The organism is Streptomyces sp. NPDC037242, from assembly GCF_055604165.1.
Genome location: NZ_JBVJUY010000001.1, coordinates 426,712 through 448,108 on the forward strand (window position 1 = coordinate 426,712; position 21,397 = coordinate 448,108).

A 21,397-nucleotide genomic window follows, 5' to 3' on the forward strand; every position below is an offset into this window, starting at 1 on the left:
CCTCCGGTACGGATACGGATACGGGTAGATACGGATGGTGGTGCGGTGGTCAGGCGGGGTCCGGGGTGGTCTCCGGAGCCGACTGCTGGGTTGCCCGCGCGCCGGGTTGCGTCGCCGGGCGGGCGCCGGCCGGGGTGGCGTACACCGTACTCGCCAGGTCCCGGCCGCGGGTCTCCGCGGCGAAGGCGACGGTGAGGGTGGTCACCACCGCGGCCGCGGAGAGGTAGAGCGATACGGGGACCGAGGAGCCGTAGTCCTTGAGGAGCTCGACGGCGATGACCGGAGCCAGAGCACCGGCGATGATCGAGGCCAGCTGGGAGCCCATCGAGGCGCCGGAGTAGCGGACTTCGGTGTCGAACATCTCGGAGATGAAGGCGGCCTGCGGCCCGTACATCGCGCCGTGCAGGAGCAGGCCGGTGGTGACGGCCGCAGTGATCACGGCGAACGACTCGGTGTCGACGAGCGCGAAGAAGGCGAACGCCCACACGACCATCCCGACCGAGCCGATCAGCGTGACCGGGCGCCGACCGATCCGGTCCGAGAGGGCACCCCAGGCGGGGATGGTGACGAAGTGGACGGCCGAGCCGATGAGGACGGCGTTGAGCGCGGTGGTCTTGGGCAGGCCGAGGTGGACGGTGACGTACACGAGGAGGAAGGAGGTGAGGACGTAGTACGAGATGTTCTCGCCGAAGCGGGTGCCGATGGCGGTCAGCACCCGGCGCCAGTCCTTGCGGAACACCTGGACGACGGGGGCCTGCTCCCGGACGCCACCGGCTCCGCGGGCGGCCTGTGCCTCGGCCGTGGCCCTCGCCCGGGCCTGCGCGGCAAGGAAGAGGGGGGACTCGGACACGGAGAGGCGTATCCACAGTCCGACGGCCACCAGGACGCCGGAGAGCAGGAAGGGGATGCGCCAGCCCCAGGCGAGGAACGCGGCGTCCGTCTGTACGGCGGCGAGCAGCGCGAGGACGCCGGTGGCCAGCAGATTGCCGCCCGGGGCGCCGGACTGCGGCCAGGAGGCCCAGAAGCCGCGGTGCTCGTCGCCCCCGTGCTCGGAGACGATCAGGACGGCGCCGCCCCACTCGCCGCCGAGCGCGAAGCCCTGGATCAGGCGCAGCGCGGTGAGCAGGATCGGGGCGCCGACGCCGATGCTCGCGTGGGTGGGGAGCAGGCCCATCGCGAAGGTCGACCCGCCCATCAGGAGCAGGCTCAGCACCAGCAGCTTCTTGCGGCCGAGCTTGTCGCCGAAGTGGCCGAACACCACGCCGCCGAGCGGCCGGGCCAGGAACCCGATGGCGTAGGTGAGGAACGCGATCAGCGTGCCCGTCAGCGGGTCGGCGGCGGGGAAGAACAGTTTGTTGAAGACCAGGGCGGCGGCGGTGCCGTAGAGGAAGAAGTCGTACCACTCGATGGTGGTCCCGATGAGGCTCGCGGCGACGATCCGTCTGATGCCTGACGGGGCTGAGGGGGCCGACGGGGCCGTTGCGGTGGAGGCCATGTGAACCACTTCCAGGGGGCTGCGGGGACGTCGTGTGTGGGCACAACGTAGGAGTCCGCAGGTCAGCGGCATATGTTGCTCGTCATCACAATCAGGCACCGTCTGGTGTGGCTGATCGCCATATCGCGGCCCGGGCGGGCGGCACGCACTGCCTCGAATGCGGGGCCGCCCCCTCTCCAGGAGGCGGTGCCGGTTTGATGCCATGCTCGAAGGGTGCAGACGGATCCGGCGGTCACCGGCGACGGTGCGTCGCCCGAGGTGCTCGCCCTGGCCAAGGTCGTGGCCAGGCTCCGCGCCGAGGTGGCGGACCTGGAAGGCCTTGCCGCCGCCTCGGCGATCGTGGAGCGGGCCAAGGGCGTACTGATGGCCCGGGAGGGCTTCACGGCCGACGAGGCGTACGAGGCGCTGGTCCGGGAGGCCGGGCTGCGGGCCCGGACCCTGATGGAGCAGTGCTGGATCACGCTCGGCGGGATCCGTCCGCGGCCCGCCGCGTCGCCCCGCCCACCCTCCGTGGCAGGTGGCGGTCCGGCCCCGGACGGCCTGGAGACCGACCCGGTCTTCCGCGCGGACCGCCACCTCACCGGGCGCCGTGGTCTCTCGGGCCCGCGCGCGGTCCTGGCGGACCTGGCCGCCGCGCTGGCCGGTGCCCGCAGCCCGGGCGACACCGCGGAAGCCCTGCGCGAGGCGCTGCGCGGCCCCCTCGGGGTGGACGGCGTGATGATCTACGTGGACGAGTCCGGGAGGCTGGGGCTCGTGGGCCACGCGGGGATCGACGAGTCACTGGCCGCACAGTGGCAGGGCATTCCGCCGCTCACCGGGGTCGCAGCACGCGAGGCGATCACTTGCGGGGAGCCGCGATGGCTGGAGGACATGGAGCGCGACGCCGAGCGGTACCAGCTCATCGGCCCGTCGGAGCGATGGCGCACGCGCGCCTGGATCCCCCTGCTCGGGGAGGGGCCCACCGTCGGTGCCGTCGGATTCCTCCGGACGCTCGCCACCCCCTTCGGTGACGCCGACAAGGTCCTGCTCCAGGAGGCGGTGCGGCTGTGCGGCGGGGCCCTGCGCACCCTGGAGCGCTCCCGGGCCGGGCCGGCGGACGAGGAGGTGGCCGCCGTACAGAGCATCCTCGACGCCCTGCCGGGGTCGGCGATCCTCCTGTCGCCCCTGCGCTCCCCGGACGGTGCGGTGGAGGACTTCCGGGTCGTCGCGGCCGCTCCGGGCTCGGTGGACGTGGCCGGCCGCCGCGGGAAGGAGCTCGTGGGCCGGCGGATCCTGGAGACCTATCCCACGGTGGCGGGGACACCCCTGTGGCAGGGCTACGTCGAGGCCCTGGCCACCGGGACCGTCTACGAGGGCGAACCGTTCGAGTACCAGGAGGTCACCGCGGGCGTCCCCGGGACGTCCGTCTACTCGGTACGCGCGACGCGGCTGGGAGACCGGCTGATCGTCTCGTGGACCCGCCACGACACCAGCGAGCGCGAGAACGTCCGGGTGGCCACCATGGGGCGCCTGGGCAACCTCGGCTGGGCCGAATGGAATCTGACCACGGACACGATCGACTGGTCCGAGCAGGTCTACGCGATGTTCGACCGGGCGCCCGAGCAGGGGCCCGTACTGCTGGAGGAGCTCCCGCGGTACGCCGTCCCGGACGACGTGCCGGTGCTCGCCGCGGCCGTCCAGCGGCTGCTGGGCGAAGGGGCCCCGGTGGACCAGTCGTTCCGCATCGCCACCGCGGCCGGAGTCCGGCACCTGCGGATCGTCGCCGAGGCCGAGACGGACGCCGACGGTACGCCCGTGGAGGTGCACGGGTTCTTCCAGGACCTCAGCCGGCTGCGCGCCGCCGAGCTCGCCCTGCTGGAGAGCGAGCGGTCCGTACTCGTCCAGCGCGGCATGCTCCAGGCCGAGCGGACGATCGCCGCAGGTCTGCGCCACGCGCTGCTGCCGGTACCCGAGCAGTCGATCGAGCTGGTCGGGCTGCGCGTCGACATCGCCTACGTGCCCTCCGACAGCGGGGTGAACGTCGGGGGCGACTGGTACAGCGCCATCGAACTCCCGGACGGGAACGCCCTCTTCGTCGTCGGGGACGTTGCCGGCCACGGGCTGCAAGCCGTCGGAACCATGGCTCAGCTGCGGTTCACCGCCAAGGGCATGATCGTCACGGGTTCCGCCCTGCCCGACGCCATGGGCCGCCTCAACGCGCTCCTCATGCACACGGCCGCCGAAGCGTCCGCCACCACCGCCACCATGATCATGATGCGCTACCGGCCGTCGGCGCGGCTCCTGTCCTGGGTACGGGCCGGGCACCTGCCGCCCCTGCTGGTCCGCGACGGCGAGGCGCTCTTCCTGCCCCTGCCCGAAGGAAATCTCCTCGGAGCGTCCTTCGACTCCGTGTACACGGAGGAGACGCTCCGGCTGGAGCCCGGTGACCACCTGCTCCTCTACACCGACGGACTCGTCGAGGTCCCGGGGGAGGACATCGGCGAGGGGCTCGTCCGCCTCGGCGAGGCAGCCGCGTCCGCCATGGGCGCTGGTGCGCCGGAGCCGCTGGCGGAGCTCCTGTCCGCCATGCACCCGGCCCAGCGGGACGACATGTGCGTCCTGGACATCCACCTTCCGCTTTCGACCGGCGAGTGAGCCGCCGTCACGGTGCCGGCGGTGCGTGCCCGGCCGGGACGGCCTCCTCGGGAGCGACCGGCCCGGGCGCGGTGCCGCGGCCGAAGGGCCGGCCGCCCAGCGACGCCCGGTCCACGGCCTCCAGCCAGCCCGACAGGTCCGGGCCGAGCGGCACGATCCCGGTCGGGTTGATGTCCTCGTGGACCAGGTAGTAGTGGCGCCTGATGTGGTCGAAGTCGACCGTGTCGCCGAAGCCCGGCGTCTGGAACAGGTCCCGCGCGTACGCCCACAGGGTCGGCATCTCGGACAGCTTCTGCCGGTTGCACTTGAAGTGGCCGTGATAGACGGCGTCGAAGCGTACGAGCGTCGTGAACAACCGCACGTCCGCCTCGGTGATGGCGTCACCGACCAGGTAGCGAGAGTGCGTGAGCCGCTCCGTGAGCTGGTCGAGGCGGGCGAACAAGGCCTCGTAGGCGGCGGCGTAGGACGCCTGGGACCCTGCGAAACCGGCACGGTAGACGCCGTTGTTCACGTCCCGGTAGACCACCTCGTTCACGGCGTCGATCTCCGGCCGCAGCGCCTGCGGGTAGAGCTCGGGAGCGCCTTCGCGGTGGTGGGCCGTCCATTGTGTCGACATGTCGATCGTCATCTGCGCGAAGTCGTTGGTCACCACCTTGCCGGTCGGCACGTCGACGATCGCCGGCACCGTGATGCCCCGGTCGTAGCCGGGGTCGCGGGCGAAGTAGGCCTCCTGGAGGCGTTTGATGCCGAGTACGGGGTCACGGCCGCCGGGATCCAGGTCGAAGGTCCAGCTGCGCTCGTCGTGGGTCGGCCCGGCCATGGCCATCGGCAGCGCGCTCTCCAGCCCGAGGAGCCGCCGTACGATGACCGCCCGGCCCGCCCAGGGGCAGGCCCGGCTGACGACCAGCCGGTAGCGGCCCGGTTCGACGGGGAATCCGTCGCGCCCGTCGGCGGTGATCCGGGTGGTGATGTAGCGGCTGTCGCGCGTGAACGCCGCGCCGGATTTCACGTAGCTCACGGGGAACCCCTTGTCCGGGCCACGGGCCACGGGCCGGTGGTCGGTGGCCGGTGGTCCTACATGTGGGGCTGGCCGTAGTACCGGGCGAACTGCTCCAGATAGCTGGGCTCGCCGCCGTACTTGGCTTCGTCGAACTCCGGGGCGCCCTTGATCTGGTCCTTGGTCCGGCCGACGTAGACCTTCTCCTCGACCGTGTCGACGCGCGAGATGGTGCCGGCCGGGAGCAGGACCCGCTTCCCGAAGATCCACGCACCGGTGTCGACGACGATGTGGGAGGCGTCGACGTCCTCCGAATGCTTGTCCACCTTTCCGATGCTGCCGTCCTCGGCCTCCACCTTGTAGCCGATGAGATCGATGCCCGTCCGGTATCCCGAGCTCGCGTGGTAACCCCAGATGCCTTCCTCGCTCATGGCTCAGCCTCTCTGTGCCTGGCGACGACCGTGTCACCGTTCACCGGGCGTCTTCCCGGAAAGGCCGAGGCCACGCATGTCCCGCCGGTCACGGGGCGGAGCCCAGGTGGTACACGGCGAAGGCCCGGTCGATGACCGGCATGGCGACGTTGCGCACCCGGACCCCGCCGGCCGTCATCCCGTGTTCGCTGCCCATGTGCGCGTGGCCGTGGACCGCGAGGTCGGCGCCGCCCTCGTCCATCGCCTCGGCCAGCAGGTAGCTCCCGAGGAAGGGGTAGATCTCCAGCGGTTCACCCGCCAGCGTGTCCGCCACCGGCGAGAAGTGCGTGAGCGCGATCAGGACGGTGCCGCCGCCTTCCCGGAGTTCACGGAGCGTGCGTCCGAGGTTGTCGGCACACCGCCGGGTGTAGCGGACGAAGGACTTCATCTCGGGCTCGCCGAACTCGCTGGCGCAGCGACCGGCGAAACCGCCGCCGAACCCCTTGGTCCCCGCCACGCCGACCCTGGACCCGTTCACGTCCAGCAGTACGCCGTCCCCCTCCAGTACGTGCACCCCGGCCAGGGCCAGCTCCAGGGTGACGGCCGCCTCCTGGTCGCTCTGGTAGTCGTGGTTCCCCAGCACCGCGACCACGGGAACCGGCAGCCCGGCCACCTCGCCGGCGACCACGCGGGCCTCCTCCGGTGTGCCGTGCCGGGTCAGGTCCCCCGCGAGCAGCAGCAGATCGGCGCATTCCCCCAGGGTCTCGAACGCGGGCCGCAGGCTGCCCTCGCTACCGGGGGAGAGGTGGATGTCGCCCACGGCCGCCACGCGGATCATGACAGCTCCTCGGGGTGATCGGGCGGGTTGTGGCAGTTCACCGTGAGGTCCGCGTGCCAGGGGACGTCCGCGAGCTCCTCCGCGGCGATCCGCAGGACCGCCGCCCGGCAGTCGGGGCTGGTGACACTGCCCCAGATGTGCACGGCGACCCCGCGGGTCTCGACGCGGACGCCGAGCTCGGCGATGTCCTCGCGCGCCAGCCGGTCCCGCAGGTGCTCGATGAGGTATTCGAGGTGCACCACCGCATTCATGGCTCCTCCTTCCGCTCCCGCGGCGGCTCCACGACGCGGAGCCGTTCCAGGAGGTAAAGGAACGCGTCGGACAGCGGAGCGTCCCGGTGGTCCAGGTAGATCCGCTCCCAGTCGATCTGCTCCCGCAGCATCCGGGCCATCGGCAGCAGATCACCGAAGTCGCAGTAGTGCTCGCACAGCGCGGCCAGCCGGCTGTCCAGCAGGTCGGTGGGCGACAGGACCGGCATCCACACCGAGTCCACGACCCGGACCTCGGCCCGGTCGAGCAGCTCCGTATCCACCGGACGCCGGGCGAACTCGAAGATCAGATCGATCTCCTCCCCGTCGGAATGCCCCTTGACCAGCCAGTCCTCGGGCGCCCGACGCATGGCGATGCCACCGTCCTCCAACGCCTGGATCACGGCGTCGGCGTCCTCGCGACGGACGCAGAAGTCCGTGTCGTGCTGGAAAGTGGCCGGCAGGCCGTGCGCGAAGGCGGCCACGCTCCCGGCGAGCGCGAACCGCTGCCCGGAGGCCTTCAACAGCACCGCGACGTGCTTCGTGGTCTCGAGGATGGCCTGCGTGTGATCGTGCGGCAGCGGGCCGTCCCGGTCCGGCGGCGCGCCGAGGGCGGTGGGCGGCGCGGGTCCGCTACGTCCGTTCCTCTCGGCGATCACGGGCGGCACCTCCTGTGCCCCGAGGTTTGCGTGCGCCCCCCCATGCGGCCGGTACCCACCGGGGCGGCCGCCCATGCTTCGCCGCTCCGAGCGGGCCGCCGACCGCGAGGAATGAGGGGCGGCCGCAGGGGTAGGCGCCGCACATGTCGTACCCCTTCACCGACAGCACCCTGTCCCTGCTGACCCGTGGCTACGCATGGCTGCCGGACCTGCGCCGCCGGCACCGGCAGGGCGGCGGCCCGGTCCGGACCCGCCTCATGGGCAGACCGACGCTGGTGCTCCACGGGCCCGAGGCCGTGGAGTTCTTCTACGACGAGCGTCACCTGCGGCGCGGGGGCGCGCTGCCCGGGCCCGTCCTCGACACGCTGTTCGGCCGTGGCGCGGTGCACACCCTCGACGGCGACCGGCACCGGGTCCGCAAGGACATGTTCGTATCCCTCCTCATGTCCGAGGGCGGCGTGGCCGCGCTGACGGACCGGGTGTCGACCCACTGGCTGCTCGCCGTAGAGGACTGGCGGGGCCGCGAGGTCGTGCTCTTCGACGAGATCGCCGCCGTGCTGGCCACCGCCGTCTGCGACTGGGCGGGAATGCCGCTCGATTCCGACGCTGCCCGTGCGACCGCCGAGGACTGCGTGTCCATGGTCGACGGCTTCGCCACCGTGGGCCCCCGCCACCTCAGGGCCCGCCGGGCCCGGCGCCGGCAGGAGCGTGAGCTGGCCCGCACTGTGGAGGCGGTCCGCGGGGGGACCGGCCCCACGGGCGGCGTCTTCGCCGTCACGCGGGTCAACGACCGGCCGCGCTCCGTGCTGGAGACCGTTGCGGTGCACCGGGACTCCGACGGCCGGCTGCTCGACCCCCGCACCGCCGCCGTGGAGATGCTCAACATCATCCGCCCCACCGTCGCCCTCGCCTGGTTCGGCGTCTTCGCCGCGCACGCGCTGCACCGCGAACCGGTCCACCGCGAGCGGCTGCTCGCGGACAACGGCACGTACGCCCGGGCATTCGCCCACGAGGTGCGCCGCTTCTACCCCTTCGCGCCGTTCCTCGGAGCTCTGGCCGCCCATGACCTGGAATGGCGGGGGACGGTCCTCCCCGAAGGCGGTCTCGTCCTGCTCGACCTGTACGGGCACGACCACGACCCCGAACTGTGGCCGCGGCCCTACCACTTCGACCCGCTCCGCTTCCTCGGCCGCGAGCCCTCCGCCGACGCCATGATCCCGCAGGGCGGCGGCGACGCCCGTACCGGTCACCGGTGTCCCGGGGAGGACATCACCGTGAGCCTCCTGACGGCTCTGACCACCGCCCTGGCGCGGCTGGAGTACGAGGCCCCGGACCAGGACCTGACGATTCCGCTGCGCCGCATGCCCACCCGGCCGCGCAGCGGCTTCGTCGTGGCGAAGGCACGGATGGCGTCGGCACCCGCCACGGGCCGCCACTGAGGCCGGTCAGCCCGGCGTTAGCGGGGCGGTATCCCGGGTAACCGCGGGGCGACCGGCACCCCCGCCGGTCGCGCAACCCGAACGGGACGGAGACGACCCCATGGGACACGGCGGAGACGTCATCGCGGAACTGACCGTCGACCACCGGGAGGTGGACGAGATGTTCGGCGTGATAGAGCAGACCACCCCCGCACACGAGCGGCGCACCTGGGCCGAGAGGCTGACGATCGAGCTCGTCCGGCACTCGGTCGCCGAGGAGGAACACCTCTATCCGGCGATCCGGGAGCAGTTCCCCGACGGAGATCTGATCGCCGACAAGGAGATCGCCGACCACGCCCGGGTCGAGAAGCTGCTCAAGGACCTCGAAGGGCTGGACGCGGCGGGACCCGAGTTCGACCGGCTGATCGCCGTTCTCCGGGCCGAAGTGAGCGCCCACGTCCGGGACGAGGAGCAGAACCTGTTCCCCCGGCTCCGACAGGCGTGTTCCGCGGAGGACCTGTACGAACTGGGCGACAAGGTCCGGCGCGCCAAGAAGTTCGCCCCGACCCGGCCCCACCCGGGAGCGCCGGACAGGCCTCCGGCCAACCTGCTGCTGGCTCCCGGAACCGGCCTCGTGGACCGCGTCCGCGACTTCGTGACCGGCCGGGGCAAGTAGCGGCCCCGCCGCCAGGGCCTGAACAGGTGACCGTCCCGCTGCCCGCGGCGTGGGCGGGGCCGGGGCGGCACGAGCCGTGCAAGGGTGCTCGAGTCTCTGCCAGCCCTTCCGTGGGAGTTCGCCGGTGCTCGAACGCAAGAAGCTCAAGGGTCGTACGCAGGTCACCTTCGTCCTCCCGGAAGGCGCACCGGACGGGCCGGTCAGCGTGGTGGGGGACTTCAACCACTGGAACCCCACCGCGCACCCCCTCGCCCCCCGCGGCGACGGCACCCGCGCGGCCACGGTCGTCCTGCCCACTCACAGCGGCCATTCGTTCCGCTATCTGGCGGCCGGCGACTACTGGTTCGACGACGACCAGGCCGACGGCCACGACGGCGCCAACAGCCGCGTCCACACCTGAGGAGGGGCGCGCTCGTGGACGCGATCGTGCTGTTGCGCGAGGACCACAAGACGGTCGAGAAGCTGTTCAAGAAGTTCGAGAAGACCTCCGACGACGACACGGCGGAACGCCGCCGGATCGCCGACGAGGTGATCGAGGAGCTCACGGTCCACGCGTGGATCGAGGAGAAGTTCTTCTACCCGGCCGCCCGGCAGTCCGCGCCGGAGACGACCGACCACATCCTGGAGAGCATCGAGGAACACCACGCGGTCGTGTGGATGCTGTCGGAGATCAAGGACATGGATCCGGGCGACGAACGCTTCAAGGCCAAGATGACCGTGGTCATGGAGCAGGTCCGCCACCACGTCGAGGAAGAGGAACAGGACTGGTTCCCCGACGTCCGCAAGGCGATGGGCCGCAACCGGCTCGTGGAACTCGGCGAGGAGATGGAGGCCGGGAAGAAGCGGGCGCCGCGTGATCCGCTGGCCGTTCCCAGCGCCGCCTCGAAGTGAAGCGGGCACGGTCCCGGGGGATCGGCCGTCAGGGGTACGCGCTGATCCTGGCGTCCGCGGCGACCGCGGTGGCCCTCGGATCGAGCGGGTGCGGGGCGCCGGCCGCGCGGCAGGACGCCGCGGCCGCGGCGGGAGCCGCCTTCGCGGCCGCTGTCTCCTCGGCGCGGTCATGGGCGGACTGTTCGTACTGTCCTGGCTGGCGCAGTCCATCACCGGCACCGCCGCCTACAACGACCTGCGGCTCCGCCAGCTCGAGGACCCGTCACGTGGGCCGGCTACGTCGTCACGCCCGACTTCTGGAACCGGTCCCTGCAGAACTGCCAGTCCGAGCTCCTCGCGGTGGCGGCCATGGTCGTGCTGTCCATCTACCTGCGCCAGCGGGGCTCCCCGGAATCCAAACCGGTCGGCGCCGCCCACACCGCCACCGGCGTCGAAGGCTGACCGGACGGCATGCGTATGCGCATGCCGTCCGCACACGGCCGAAGGTCCTGAAGCATCGCAAAAACGAGCATATTGCCCATTCTGTATCTTCTTCCCGCATATGCCTCTTGAGGGTGTGTCAGTCACAAACGCGCGAGGCATAATCGGCGCGGTCGTCTCCGGAAGCAGTGGAGCCATCGGGGCACCGACTGACCTCCCAGGCGGATTTCCGTACCGGTTTCCGCACCGGACCGACCCTCAAGGCGTTCTCGATGTCCCTGGCCAGCCGCACCCGCCTCGCGGCCCTGCTCGCCGCGTTCTCCGTCGGTGCCGCGGGCGTGACGACCTGGGCGTACGGATACGGGACCGAGCGGCAGCAGCCCGCCGCCCCCGAGGCGGTCGTCCGACCGAGCGTGACCGAGGGCTCCGCCCTCCAGGTCGTCGCCCATCCCGACGACGACCTCTTCTTCATGAACCCCGACCTGAGCCGTTCCATATCCACCGGCATCAAGGTCACCACCGTCTACCTGACCTCCGGCGAGTCCGACGGCCGCAACGAGGCCCACGGCCCGCACGTGCAGGACGCCGCGGGACCCGCCGACCGCGCCGCCTACGCCGAGGCCCGCCAGAACGGCATACGGGGCGCCTACGCGCAGATGGCCACCGGTGACCGCACCAGCGCCTGGCAGCGCAAGTCCGTACCCACCGCCGGCGGGGGCAGCGCGGAAGTCGACGTCCTCGTCGCCCGGCCCGAGGTCAACCTGGTGTGGATGCAGCTGCGCGAGGCCCGCAGCATCTCCGACGACAACCCGGACAGCCTCCGCGGCCTGTGGGACGGCAAGGTCGCCGCCCTGGGCGCCCAGCTGACCTCGGGGACGCCGGTCAAGGACCCCTTCACGTACACCAAGGAGCAGGCCATAGCGGCCATCGCCGACGTGTTCGCGATGTACGAGCCGACGACGATACGGACCCAGGACCCGACGCCCGGCAGGGCGGCGGGCGGCGGCGCCTTCCTCGACCACCAGGACCACATGTACGGGGCCCGCTTCGTGCAGGCCGCCGCCGACAGCTACGCGAGGACCCCGGACCGGCCGCACTTCTCGGTCCAGAACTACGTCAGCTACCCCAACAGCTCGCTGCCCCCGACGCTCGACCCGCGGACGGCCGAGGAGAAGCTCGGCTACCTCAAGACCTACGCGTGGATGGACCGCCAGGACTGGTGCGGCAGCCCCGCCGGGTGCGGCGACCGCAAGACCGCGACCCGGCCCGCCGGCGCCGGCTGGAGCCAGGCCATCCGCTACAGCCGCGGCGACGGCACCTCCTGGATGGCCGAGGGCGTCTCCGGCCGGCTGTGGGCCTTCGCCGCCCTGGACGGCCGTATGGCGTACTGGACGCGCAGCGGGCCCAAGGCCCCCTGGCAGGGACCCCGCTTCCTCCCCGGCACGGGCATCGACACGGGGGCGACCGCGGCCCGGCTCCCCGACGGCAGGATCGCGGTGCTCGCCACCCGCACCACCCTGGGCACGGCGCCGCAGGACTACGGCCGGGACGTCGTGTACGCGGTCCAGAGCGGGCCCGACGGAACGTTCGGCCCGTGGCAGTCGCTCGGCACGCCGGACACCGCGGACCGGTCCGGCACCTCGGCGATCGGTGAACCGTCCGTCGCCGTGGACCCCGCGGGCCGCATGAGCGTGTACGTACGGGATTCCGGGCGCACGCTGCGTGCCCGGGCCCAGGCGGCCCCGGACGCGCCCTTCGGCGCGTGGCAGACCCTGGGCGGCGCCGGTCTCCAGGGCGATCCGGTCGCCGCGACCGACGCGTCGGGGCGGCGCCACGTGTACGCGGCCACGGCCGGGTCCGTGCTGGCCTGGATCCAGCCGGCACCGGGCGCCCCGCTCGCGGGCCCGTACCCGACCGGGCTGCCGCAGACCACGGGCGCTCTCTCGGCGAGCCCGGAGGGTGACGGCGTCCGCCTGTACTTCCGCCGGCCCGGTACGGGCACCGTCGGTACGACCCTGGCCACGGCCGCCGCGGGCGGGGGCGCGCCCCTGTTCTCACCGGTGGCCGACGCGGGCGGCCAGGCCGGGTACGGCGCGGTGGGCATCGCGGGCCGCCTGCTCGCGGGCCGCGCGGGCGCCGGAACGGTCAGCACGGCGGGCCCGGAGGGTCCGGATCCGCAGTACTGGCAGGAGTCCCGGATGCTGTACACCGGCGCCCCGGCCGGGGTGGCCGAGTCGGCCGGTACGGCCTTCGCGGCAGTCCTCGGCCTGGACGCCGAACTGCACGTCACGCCGCCCGCTCCGGCCCGCTCCGCGCAGCTCGGCAGCCAGCCCCCGGGCCCGTGGCGCCGGGCCGTTCCCCCGGCCGTTGGTCAGCCGCAGCGGTAGTACCTCCCGTACGGCGTGCGCCACCTGGAGCCGCCGGGTGGCGGCGCGGATCGGGGCGGGCGACGATGCGGGCACACCGACCGGCGATCGAGGCTGCCATGATCCCTTCCTTCATCTCGCGGCGACGGGTGGGTGTGAGATCGGGCACGATCCGCGCCGTGGCCGCCTCCGCCGCCGTCGCGATCCTCGCGCCGTTCGCGACCGGGTGCAGGAACGATTCCGTACCGCCTTGGGGATACCCGGAGCTCCGGACGACCTTGCAGTCGTTCTCCGACGCCCTCGACCGGCGCTGCGACGAGACGACCCCGGCGACCTGTGTGGACGAACTCGACCGGCTCGGCGCACTGGCGGAGCGCGCCTTCGGCGAGGTCCTGGAGCACGAGCTCCTCGACGACGGATACCTCGGGGCGCGGACCGATCTGGCCCGGGCGCGGGAACGCCGCGCAGCCGCCGTGCGCCAGGCCCGGTTCCGGAACGATCCGCACTACCTGCCCCTGCGGCGCGCGGTCGTGGCGGAGCGGCTCGCCCTGCGGCGTCTGCTCGCCGAGTTGGAGAGCGTCCGCACCGCTCCGCCGCCGGGCGACGGGGCCGAGCCCGTCTGACGTGCCGCCGGGACGCTAGGGGGTGTCTGGCGGACATCCGCCAGACACCCCCTACGGCCGTAGCGGCGGGGTGGGGAGCACCTTGCCGTCGAGCGCCACCAGGGACAGCACGGCTATCGCGCACGTCCATGCCAGCGGGGCTACCGATGCGGGCCTGCCCGACCTGTCCACCTTCTCGGGCAGTTCGCCGCGCCAGTCCCGCTTGGAGAGGACCCAGTCCAGGACCCGTCCGGCCTTCGCCGTCTGGCCCGTAGCGGCCCATGCGAGGGCGAAGAAGGAGGTGCTGGGCGTCCAGGCGGTCGCTCCCCAGGGTGCCCCGGGATCGTTCCCCGGCGTGAGGCCCCCGTTGGGCAGGAGCAGGGCCTCGTACGTGGCATCGAGCGCCCGGGGCAGGTCGGCCGGGGCCGAGTTGAAGGGCGGCGCCATGAACGCCACCGCGCTGTCGTGCCCGTGGCGTCCGTCGACGGTGCGCTGGTATCCCAAGGGGGCGAACTTCGCCGATATCCCGGCGGACAGCCGCCCGGCGGCACCGGCCCAGCGTGTCGCGTCGGCCGGCCGGCCCGCCGCCGCGGCGAGGTCAGCGGCGGCATTGAGCCCGGCCAGCAGCGGGGCGGCCGTGCCTATGTTCGCCGTGGTCGTCATCAGCTCCCAGTAGTCGGGCGAGACCGGGGGCAGGCCGTCGGCCCGCAGGGAGGCCGCCGCATGGTCGGCCGCCTTGCGGACCATCGGGTAGAGGCCGGCCAGCCGGGCGCCGCGGCCGGCCCGGGGCGCCGCCTGGTACCACTGCCAGGTGGCCCAGGGGACCCAGCCGTTGGCGTCGAGCTGCCACCGTCTGCCGTCCGGCGGCCCGGATCCGTCGAGTTTCGTCCGCGCGTCCCAGGTGCCGTCCTTCCGCTGGGTCGCGGCGCTGTAGCGCAGTATTCGATGGGCCTCGGCGTCATGGCCGGTGTGCGCGAAGGCGGCCGCGGCGAAGCTGGAGTCGCGGGGCCAGGAGTAGTTCCAGCCGTGCGCCCACCCCGCCGCGAGGGCGCCGTTCGGCTGGAGGAGGGCGCGCATGGCCAGGAGGGCGCGCTCGGCCGCCGCACGCTGAGCCGGTGTCCGGCCCGGGACCGCGCCGGCGGCCAGCCAGTCGCGGTTCTCGGCGTGCGACCAGCCGGACGGCAGCCTCAGGACGTTGCTCAGCCCGTCCCGGGCCCCGGTATCGCCGCTGCCGCGGTGTCCCGGGCCGGACGCCGGAAGGACGAGGCTCGCGAAGGACGCCGTGACGGCCGCCCAGCGAACCAGCGAGGCAGCGGGCATCACCACTCCTTCCATCGGGCTCCCGTGCGCACGCGAGCCGGAATTCCATCGTGGGAGAGGGGTTCGGGGCTCGCCACGAATTGCCGCCACCCGGGTGAAGGCGAAACCTCGCGGCCCAGCAGCCCCGCCCCTCGGATGCCGGTGGTGAACAACCGTGCACATCATTGTTCCGGCCGAGCCTCGCTGCGAAGGGCTGGTAAATGAGAACTCCTTCGACCGAGCACGACGCGAGCCGGGGAATGGGCCGAGGAATGGGCCGAGGAATGGGCCGAGGAATGGGCCGGGGAATGGGCCGACACCCCTTCGCCCGCGGATTTCCGCCCGTCATGGGCGGGATCCTCGTCGCGGCGGCCGGAGCCCTGATCGCCGTCGGGTGCTTCCTCGGCCTCTACGTGCGGCCCACGTCGGACGACTGGTGCGCCGGCTGGAAGGCCCGCGACCTGGGAGTCTTCGGCATCACCTCGGACTTCTACCGGACCCAGAACGGCCGGATCACCAATTCCTTCCTGAGCGGCGTCATCTACGGTGACGGACTGGCCGGAATCAAGGTCCTGCCGACGGTGATCGTCGTCACCTTCACGGTCGGCCTCGTCCTGCTGGGGTACGAGTTCATCCGCATCCTCGGCGGAAAACCCCGGGTATTGGTCCTGGCCGCCTGCGCCCTGGTCATCCAGGCACTGCTCTACTTCGCGGGAACGCGCAGTTATCAGGTGCTGCTGTGGGCACCCGCCACGATTTCCCACACCGTTCCCAGCGTCATCGGGGTGTGGGCGCTCCTGCTGGCCGTCCTGACCGTCCGCCACCCCCGCGCCGCCGTACGCACCGGCGGCTTCGTCGCGGCGTTCCTCATCGGCTTCGCGATCGGCACCCTCAGCGAGCCGTTCGCGCTCGTCAGCGGCCTGCTCGCCGTCGGCGTAGGGCTGTTGGCACTGCCCCGCCTCGGAGCGGCCCGGACCTGGCGCCCGTTCACCTGGTGCCTGACCTGGTGCGCCGGACTCCTGTGCGGTCTGATCGTGCTCTACACGTCCCCGGGCGCCCGGTGGCGCCGCGCCCAGCAGCCGGAGAGGGACTCCCTGCTCTCCGCGCGCGAACTCAGGGGCACCGTCCGGGACTGGCTGCACATGTGGGACACCGTCACCGGGCAGTGGGCCTACCTCGGAGCCGCCGCCGTCGGCATCCTGCTGGGCCTGCTCGCGAGGCCCGAGCTGCGCCGCATCGCCGTGCCGCGCAGGATGCTGGTCGCCCTGGTGCTGCTTCCCGTGCCCGTGGTGGTGCTCGGGTCCCTCGCGGTGGTGGTCGGCCTGCGCAGCGGCTACGGCCCGAGCGGGTGGACGTACGCCCGTACCTGGACGAGCTACCTCGTCCCCCTGGAACTGGCGCTGTGCCTCTACGGCGCCCTGCTCGGCGGCTGGGCCCGCCGGTCGCTGGCAGCCCGCCCGAACGCCGCCCTGGCCCTGCCGGCCGCTGCCCTGGCGGCCGGCGGGCTGGCCCTGGCGTCGGTGGCCGTGCTCGTCCCCGATGTCCAGCAGCTCACCACCGCCACGGTGACGCGCGCCGTGGCCTGGGACGCCCAGAACTCCCGCATCCGGGCCGAGGCGGCCAAGGGCGCGACGGACATCGGCTATCGGCCGATGTACATCGGAAATCTGGCCGAGCCCTTCTACACGTCCAATTACCAGCGGGACTGGGTCGCCGCCTGCCTGTCGAAGTGGTACGGAATCGACCGGATCCACCGCCTCTGAAGCGCCCGAGGAGACCTTCCTCACCCCTACCGGCGACCACCGGATGTGTAACGTTCGGTGTACTTGAACACCGCTGACCTGGGAGGGGATCGTGGGGGCGGAACTGCCACCGCGCGGCTACCGCGTCGGCGGCTGGGAGGTCACCGAGCCGATCGGGGCCGGTGGTTGGGGAACGGTCCATGCGGCACGGCCGGTCGGTGACGCTGACGCCAGCGACCCGGCGGCGGGCCGGGAGGGCGTGGCCCTGAAGTTCCTGCCGACCGCCGGGCTCGCACCGCGCCAGGCCCGCAAGGTCGCGGAGACCGCCCGGCGCGAGGTCGAACTCGGCCGCAGGGCCGGCCATCCCAGGCTGATCCGCTTATGGGACTCCGTCGTGCTCAGCGAACCGGAACACCCGCTGCTGGACGGCGCGATCGTACTGGTCATGGAGCGGGCGGAACGCAGCCTGCGGAACCTCCTCGACGCCGGGGCGACGGCCGAGGACGAAGGTGCCCGGCTGATCACCGAGATCTGCGAGGGCCTGGTGCACCTGCACCGCAGCGGCTGGGTGCACGGCGACCTCAAACCGGACAACATCCTGCTCATGGCGGACGGTTCGGTGAAGCTCTCGGACTTCGGGCTCGCCACGGAACTGACCGGCACCCACGGCACCCACGGGTACGCGCCCCCGATGGGCACCCTGGACTACCTCCCGCCCGAGCGGTGGAACGCCCCGCTCGGCGAGCGCGGGGTGCAGGTCCGGCCCAGCGCCGACATCTGGGCCCTCGGCATCGTGATCCACGAGGTGTTCGCCTCCGGCGCCCTGCCGTTCCCCGGCGCCACGCCCGGCTCGCGCGGCGCCGCGACCCAGGAGTACGCCCACGGCCTGGCACCGCTGCGCCTGGACGACGCGGTACCGCCGTTCTGGCGCGCGCTGGCCGCGGACTGCCTGGCCCCGACGCACGGAGCGCGCGCCGCGCACACCGCCGAGAGCCTGCTGGCGCGCATCTGCGCACGCGAGGCGGAGGCCGAGGCCCAGGCGCCCGACGCGGACCCGGCCCCGCGTCCGACGGCCCGTAGGCGGAGCGGCACCCGCACCGCCGCGGTGGCCGCGGTGGCCGTCGCCGGGTGCGCGGCGGCCGCTGCGGTGTGGTCTTCGTACGCCGCACGCGACGGCGCGCCCGGCCCCGGTCCCGAAGCCGTGGGCCCGATACGGGTGTTCAACGCCGAGCAGAGCTGCCGGGACCGTACGGACCGCCACCCGCAGTGCAGTCTGGGTCTGGCGGTCGACCCGTTGAAGGCGTACACCGCCGACAACGTCGTCGCGACCCGGGTCTGGCACGGAGACGTCCTCCAGGCCGACTGCCGGATCACCCAAGGGGTGCCCATCATCGACGAGTCGGACGCCGTGTCCACCGAATGGTTCCGCGTCCGCCTCCCGCTCGGCTCCACACCGCCCACCGCCTGGCTGCCCGCCGTGCGCACGAAGGACCACCCCGAACTGGCCCATTGCCCCCGCCCCGCCGACGGCGCCTCCTAACCCGAATTCCTAACCACGAATTCCTAACAGGGAAGTTCGTGCGCCGTCACTCCGGATCGTTCCGGATGCCTTGCCGGTAGCCCCCGCGACTACCTTCCGCCGCAAGGTGATTCCGAGGCGAAGGAGCAGGCCGTGCCTGGCTTGGCTGCTGCACGACGCGCGAGATTCAGGATGTCGATCCTGCTGGTCATGACGGCCGTGTCCACCCTTGCCGGACCGGCACGGGCGGCGCAGGTCGCGAACGAGGTGCCCGGCCCCCTCGGGCACACCGCGACGGCCGAGGTGTACTGCGGCATTCCCGCGGAGCGGGACATCGCCGTGACCCGCAAGGTCTACGAGGTCGGCCAGCGCCGCGGCGTGTCCGACAAGGTGATGCTCGCCGGCTTCGAGACGGGCTGGGTCGAGTCCCGTATGAACAACCTCGACTGCGGGGACCGGGATTCGCTGGGCGTCTTCCAGCAGCGCCCCTCGCAGGGCTGGGGCACGCGGGAGCAGATCCTCGACGTCGACTACGCGGCGAACAAGTTCTTCGAGGTGGCCCAGCAGATGGAACCGGGCATGGAGGGCAGCACCGCCGGGCAACTCGCCCAGGCCGTCCAGCGCTCCGCCTACCCGGAGCGGTACGACCAGGTGGAGGGCATCGCACGGGCGCAGCGGGACGAGGCGTTCCAGCCGTACGGCACGATCGGCGCGAAGTACGACGCGCTGCGCGGCCGCGACGGCGCGCTCGGCTGGCCGGTCCGCGCCGAGGAGGACTCCTCGCTGGGCGGGCGCTTCCAGTTGTTCCAGAACGGGATCGTGATCTGGCACCCGGACGTGGCGTACGCCGTGTACGGGGACATCCTGCAGAAGTTCTGGGCGACGGATGCGGAGCGTCGTTGGGGTTTCCCGACGATGGACGAGGCGGATGCGGCGCAGGCGCCCGATGGGACGCGGGGTCGGTACCAGTTCTTCGAGCAGGGTCTGTTCCTGTGGTCGCCGCAGACGGGGACGCATGTGGTGCACGGGGCGATCTACGAGGCGTTCCATGCGGCGGGGCACGAGAAGGCGCTGGGTTACGCGTTGACCGACGAGATGGACGAGGCGGGTGGCAAGGCCCAGAAGTTCCAGAAGGTCACGATCCACTGGAACCCCGCCAAGGGCACCTGGATCACCAACAACTGACGGGGAGACAGTCATGCGATCGCTGATCCTTCGGCGTGCGCTCGCGGGGGTGGCGCTGACACTGGCGGCCGTCGCCGCCACGCTCGGCGCGGCGCCCGCCGCGAGCGCCTCGGAACCCGGCGGGATGATCGGGCGGGGCGAGGCGATGGACCGCGCCTGGTCGTGGATCGCCGAGCGGGTGCCGTACAGCCAGAGCGGGTGCCACAACAACCAGTTCGGCTGCTATCGCCCGGACTGCTCGGGCTTCGTGTCGATGGCCTGGCACCTGAACTCGTCCCTGACCACCTGGGACCTGTGGAACGTCACGGACGAGATCCCCGCGAGCGACCTGCAGCCCGGCGACGCCCTGCTGCGCGACTCCGGCGGCACGGACCACGTGGCGCTGTTCCTGCGGTGGGCCGACGACGCCCACACCAAGCCCGTGGTGCGCGAGACGTACGACTTCGGCCAAGTGGCGGAGGAGCGGGCGTGGAACGACGGACTGCGCGGGTTCTCGCCCCGCCGGTACCACCGGCTGGACGACCTGATGCCGTACGGCACGATCGGCGCCAAGTACGACGCCATGGGCGGCCCGGGCAGCCCGCTGGGCGCCCCGACCAGGGGTGAGCGCGATGCCTCGCTGGGCGGTCGGTTCCAGCAGTTCCAGAACGGGATCCTGATCTGGCACCCGGACGTGGCCCACGCGGTCTACGGGGACATCCTGCAGAAGTTCTGGGCGACGGATGCGGAGCGTCGTTGGGGTTTCCCGACGATGGACGAGGCGGATGCGGCGCAGGCGCCCGATGGGACGCGGGGTCGGTACCAGTTCTTCGAGCAGGGTCTGTTCCTGTGGTCGCCGCAGACGGGGACGCATGTGGTGCACGGGGCGATCTACGAGGCGTTCCATGCGGCGGGGCACGAGAAGGCGCTGGGTTACGCGTTGACCGACGAGATGGACGAGGCGGGTGGCAAGGCCCAGAAGTTCCAGAAGGTCACGATCCACTGGAACCCCGCCAAGGGCACCTGGATCACCAACAACTGACGACCGGGAGGCCGTAAGGCCGCCAGGTCATGAGGTCGCGAGGCCCTGGATGTCGTCCAGGGCCTCCCGCACCGCCCGCCGGCCGATGCCCGCCAGGACCGGGTTGACCGGGTTCACGACGCGGTAGTAGTGATCCGCCGTGAGCCCGAAGGCCAGGGCCCAGCCCCGCCCCCTGGCCCACGTGTCGTCGTCCACCTCGGCGGCCTCCCGGAACAGGCCGCGGGTCTCGGCCGTGAACAGCGTCCAGGCGGCCATCACGTCGACGGCGGGGTCGCCGACACCGAGGGCGCCGAAGTCGATCACGGCGCTCAGCCGGCCCCGGTCGGCCAGTATGTTGCCCGGCAGCAGATCGCTGTGGACCCAGACCGGATCCCCCTGCCACTGCGGCAGCCGCAGGACCGACTCCCACGCCGCGGTGGCCGCGTCCGCGTCCACCGTGCCGTCGGCGCCCAGATCGCGGATCGCCGCGCGGACATCGGCGTCGCGGGTGGCGACAGGGCCGCCCCGGTAGGACGCGGGCCCACCGGTGGCGTCGACCTTGCGCAGGGCGGCGACGAAGCCGCCGAGCCGGGCCGCCGCGCCGGCGAGGTCGGTGAGCGGCTCGTCGTACAGATTGGCCCCGTCGAGCCACCCGTACACCGACCACGGAAGCCCGAACTCCGCCCCCGGGGCGCCCAGGCCGAGCGGCACGGGTACGGCCATCGGCAGGTGCGGGCCCAGACGGGGCAGCCAGCGCTGCTCCTTGTCGACCTGCCGGGCGGAGCCCGGAACGCGCGGCAGCCGCACCGCCATGTTCTCGCCCAGCCGGTACATGGCGTTGTCCGTGCCCGCCGAGGCCACCGCGGAGACGGGCAGACCGGCCCACTGCGGGAACTGCGAAGCGATCAGGCGCCGTACGAGCGGCTCGTCGATGTCGAGCTCGTCGGCATGCATCTTCGCGGTGGTCATGGTGATCCCCTCGGGCGGAGCGAAAGGCC

Annotated in this window: 20 protein-coding genes; 12 read left to right on the top strand and 8 right to left on the bottom strand. The window is 72.3% G+C overall.

All coding sequences use genetic code 11. The features are described from left to right. Positions 1 to 49: 49 nt before the first annotated feature. On the bottom strand, positions 50 to 1,495 hold the full coding sequence (locus ACZ7GJ_RS01775) for an MFS transporter (RefSeq protein ID WP_470748360.1): 1,446 nt from the start codon (positions 1,493 to 1,495) through the stop codon (positions 50 to 52). Positions 1,496 to 1,708: 213 nt separating this feature from the next. On the opposite strand from ACZ7GJ_RS01775, the gene ACZ7GJ_RS01780 reads away from it, so the two are divergent. Continuing rightward, positions 1,709 to 4,129: a SpoIIE family protein phosphatase gene (locus tag ACZ7GJ_RS01780; protein ID WP_470748362.1), complete on the top strand. Its 2,421-nt coding sequence runs from the start codon at positions 1,709 to 1,711 to the stop codon at positions 4,127 to 4,129. 7 nt (positions 4,130 to 4,136) lie between these two features. Here the strand turns inward: ACZ7GJ_RS01780 and ACZ7GJ_RS01785 are convergent, their stop codons facing one another. The 5 genes from ACZ7GJ_RS01785 to ACZ7GJ_RS01805 form a co-directional block, all read right to left on the bottom strand. Beyond that, entirely contained in the window at positions 4,137 to 5,147 is a 1,011-nt protein-coding gene (locus tag ACZ7GJ_RS01785) for a glutathione S-transferase family protein (protein ID WP_470748364.1), read from the bottom strand. Positions 5,148 to 5,203: 56 nt separating this feature from the next. Further along, entirely contained in the window at positions 5,204 to 5,557 is a 354-nt protein-coding gene (locus ACZ7GJ_RS01790) for a PRC-barrel domain-containing protein (RefSeq protein ID WP_470748366.1), read from the bottom strand. Between the two features lie 88 nt (positions 5,558 to 5,645). Beyond that, on the bottom strand, positions 5,646 to 6,374 hold the full coding sequence (locus tag ACZ7GJ_RS01795) for a metallophosphoesterase family protein (protein ID WP_470748368.1): 729 nt from the start codon (positions 6,372 to 6,374) through the stop codon (positions 5,646 to 5,648). Then, positions 6,371 to 6,625, bottom strand: coding sequence for a hypothetical protein (locus tag ACZ7GJ_RS01800; RefSeq protein WP_470748370.1), 255 nt, complete (start codon positions 6,623 to 6,625; stop codon positions 6,371 to 6,373). Before ACZ7GJ_RS01800 ends, ACZ7GJ_RS01795 begins: the two co-directional genes overlap by 4 nt. Then, positions 6,622 to 7,281 carry a nucleotidyltransferase family protein gene (locus ACZ7GJ_RS01805; RefSeq protein WP_470748372.1) on the bottom strand — a complete coding sequence of 220 codons (660 nt, stop codon included), beginning with the start codon at positions 7,279 to 7,281 and terminating at the stop codon, positions 6,622 to 6,624. Before ACZ7GJ_RS01805 ends, ACZ7GJ_RS01800 begins: the two co-directional genes overlap by 4 nt. Before the next feature lie 143 nt (positions 7,282 to 7,424). Between ACZ7GJ_RS01805 and ACZ7GJ_RS01810 the strand changes: the two genes are divergently transcribed. The 7 genes from ACZ7GJ_RS01810 (at position 7,425) to ACZ7GJ_RS01840 (ending at position 13,675) form a co-directional block, all read left to right on the top strand. Beyond that, complete coding sequence (locus tag ACZ7GJ_RS01810; RefSeq protein ID WP_470748374.1) at positions 7,425 to 8,720, top strand: cytochrome P450; 1,296 nt, start codon at positions 7,425 to 7,427, stop codon at positions 8,718 to 8,720. A 100-nt stretch (positions 8,721 to 8,820) separates the two neighbouring features. Next, positions 8,821 to 9,375, top strand: a complete 555-nt coding sequence (locus ACZ7GJ_RS01815) for a hemerythrin domain-containing protein (RefSeq protein WP_470748376.1) — start codon at positions 8,821 to 8,823, stop codon at positions 9,373 to 9,375. Positions 9,376 to 9,499: 124 nt separating this feature from the next. Continuing rightward, the gene (locus ACZ7GJ_RS01820; RefSeq protein WP_365919210.1) at positions 9,500 to 9,775 is read left to right on the top strand and encodes an isoamylase early set domain-containing protein; all 276 of its coding nucleotides are present in this window, start codon (positions 9,500 to 9,502) and stop codon (positions 9,773 to 9,775) included. A 14-nt stretch (positions 9,776 to 9,789) separates the two neighbouring features. Then, entirely contained in the window at positions 9,790 to 10,266 is a 477-nt protein-coding gene (locus ACZ7GJ_RS01825; RefSeq protein WP_470748378.1) for a hemerythrin domain-containing protein, read from the top strand. Between the two features lie 309 nt (positions 10,267 to 10,575). Next, positions 10,576 to 10,707: a DUF6766 family protein gene (locus ACZ7GJ_RS01830; protein WP_470748737.1), complete on the top strand. Its 132-nt coding sequence runs from the start codon at positions 10,576 to 10,578 to the stop codon at positions 10,705 to 10,707. Positions 10,708 to 10,958: 251 nt separating this feature from the next. Further along, positions 10,959 to 13,073, top strand: a complete 2,115-nt coding sequence (locus tag ACZ7GJ_RS01835) for a PIG-L family deacetylase (protein WP_470748380.1) — start codon at positions 10,959 to 10,961, stop codon at positions 13,071 to 13,073. A gap of 158 nt (positions 13,074 to 13,231) precedes the next feature. Then, positions 13,232 to 13,675 (top strand): hypothetical protein, encoded by a 444-nt coding sequence (locus ACZ7GJ_RS01840; protein ID WP_470748382.1) that lies wholly within the window; start codon positions 13,232 to 13,234, stop codon positions 13,673 to 13,675. A 51-nt stretch (positions 13,676 to 13,726) separates the two neighbouring features. Here ACZ7GJ_RS01840 and ACZ7GJ_RS01845 read toward each other — a convergent pair whose 3' ends face one another. Then, positions 13,727 to 14,974, bottom strand: a complete 1,248-nt coding sequence (locus ACZ7GJ_RS01845; protein WP_470748384.1) for a glycoside hydrolase family 15 protein — start codon at positions 14,972 to 14,974, stop codon at positions 13,727 to 13,729. 287 nt (positions 14,975 to 15,261) lie between these two features. On the opposite strand from ACZ7GJ_RS01845, the gene ACZ7GJ_RS01850 reads away from it, so the two are divergent. The 4 genes from ACZ7GJ_RS01850 to ACZ7GJ_RS01865 all read left to right on the top strand — a co-directional run bounded on the left by ACZ7GJ_RS01850 (position 15,262) and on the right by ACZ7GJ_RS01865 (position 20,420). After that, positions 15,262 to 16,716 (top strand): DUF6056 family protein, encoded by a 1,455-nt coding sequence (locus ACZ7GJ_RS01850; protein ID WP_470748386.1) that lies wholly within the window; start codon positions 15,262 to 15,264, stop codon positions 16,714 to 16,716. 91 nt (positions 16,717 to 16,807) lie between these two features. Continuing rightward, positions 16,808 to 18,235 carry a serine/threonine-protein kinase gene (locus ACZ7GJ_RS01855; RefSeq protein ID WP_470748388.1) on the top strand — a complete coding sequence of 476 codons (1,428 nt, stop codon included), beginning with the start codon at positions 16,808 to 16,810 and terminating at the stop codon, positions 18,233 to 18,235. Between the two features lie 171 nt (positions 18,236 to 18,406). Further along, the gene (locus tag ACZ7GJ_RS01860; RefSeq protein WP_470748390.1) at positions 18,407 to 19,399 is read left to right on the top strand and encodes an LGFP repeat-containing protein; all 993 of its coding nucleotides are present in this window, start codon (positions 18,407 to 18,409) and stop codon (positions 19,397 to 19,399) included. Between the two features lie 13 nt (positions 19,400 to 19,412). Further along, positions 19,413 to 20,420, top strand: a complete 1,008-nt coding sequence (locus ACZ7GJ_RS01865; protein ID WP_470748392.1) for a hypothetical protein — start codon at positions 19,413 to 19,415, stop codon at positions 20,418 to 20,420. Positions 20,421 to 20,447: 27 nt separating this feature from the next. On the opposite strand, the gene ACZ7GJ_RS01870 is transcribed toward ACZ7GJ_RS01865, so the two are convergent. Continuing rightward, positions 20,448 to 21,368, bottom strand: coding sequence for an aminoglycoside phosphotransferase family protein (locus ACZ7GJ_RS01870; RefSeq protein ID WP_470748394.1), 921 nt, complete (start codon positions 21,366 to 21,368; stop codon positions 20,448 to 20,450). Positions 21,369 to 21,397: the final 29 nt, after the last annotated feature.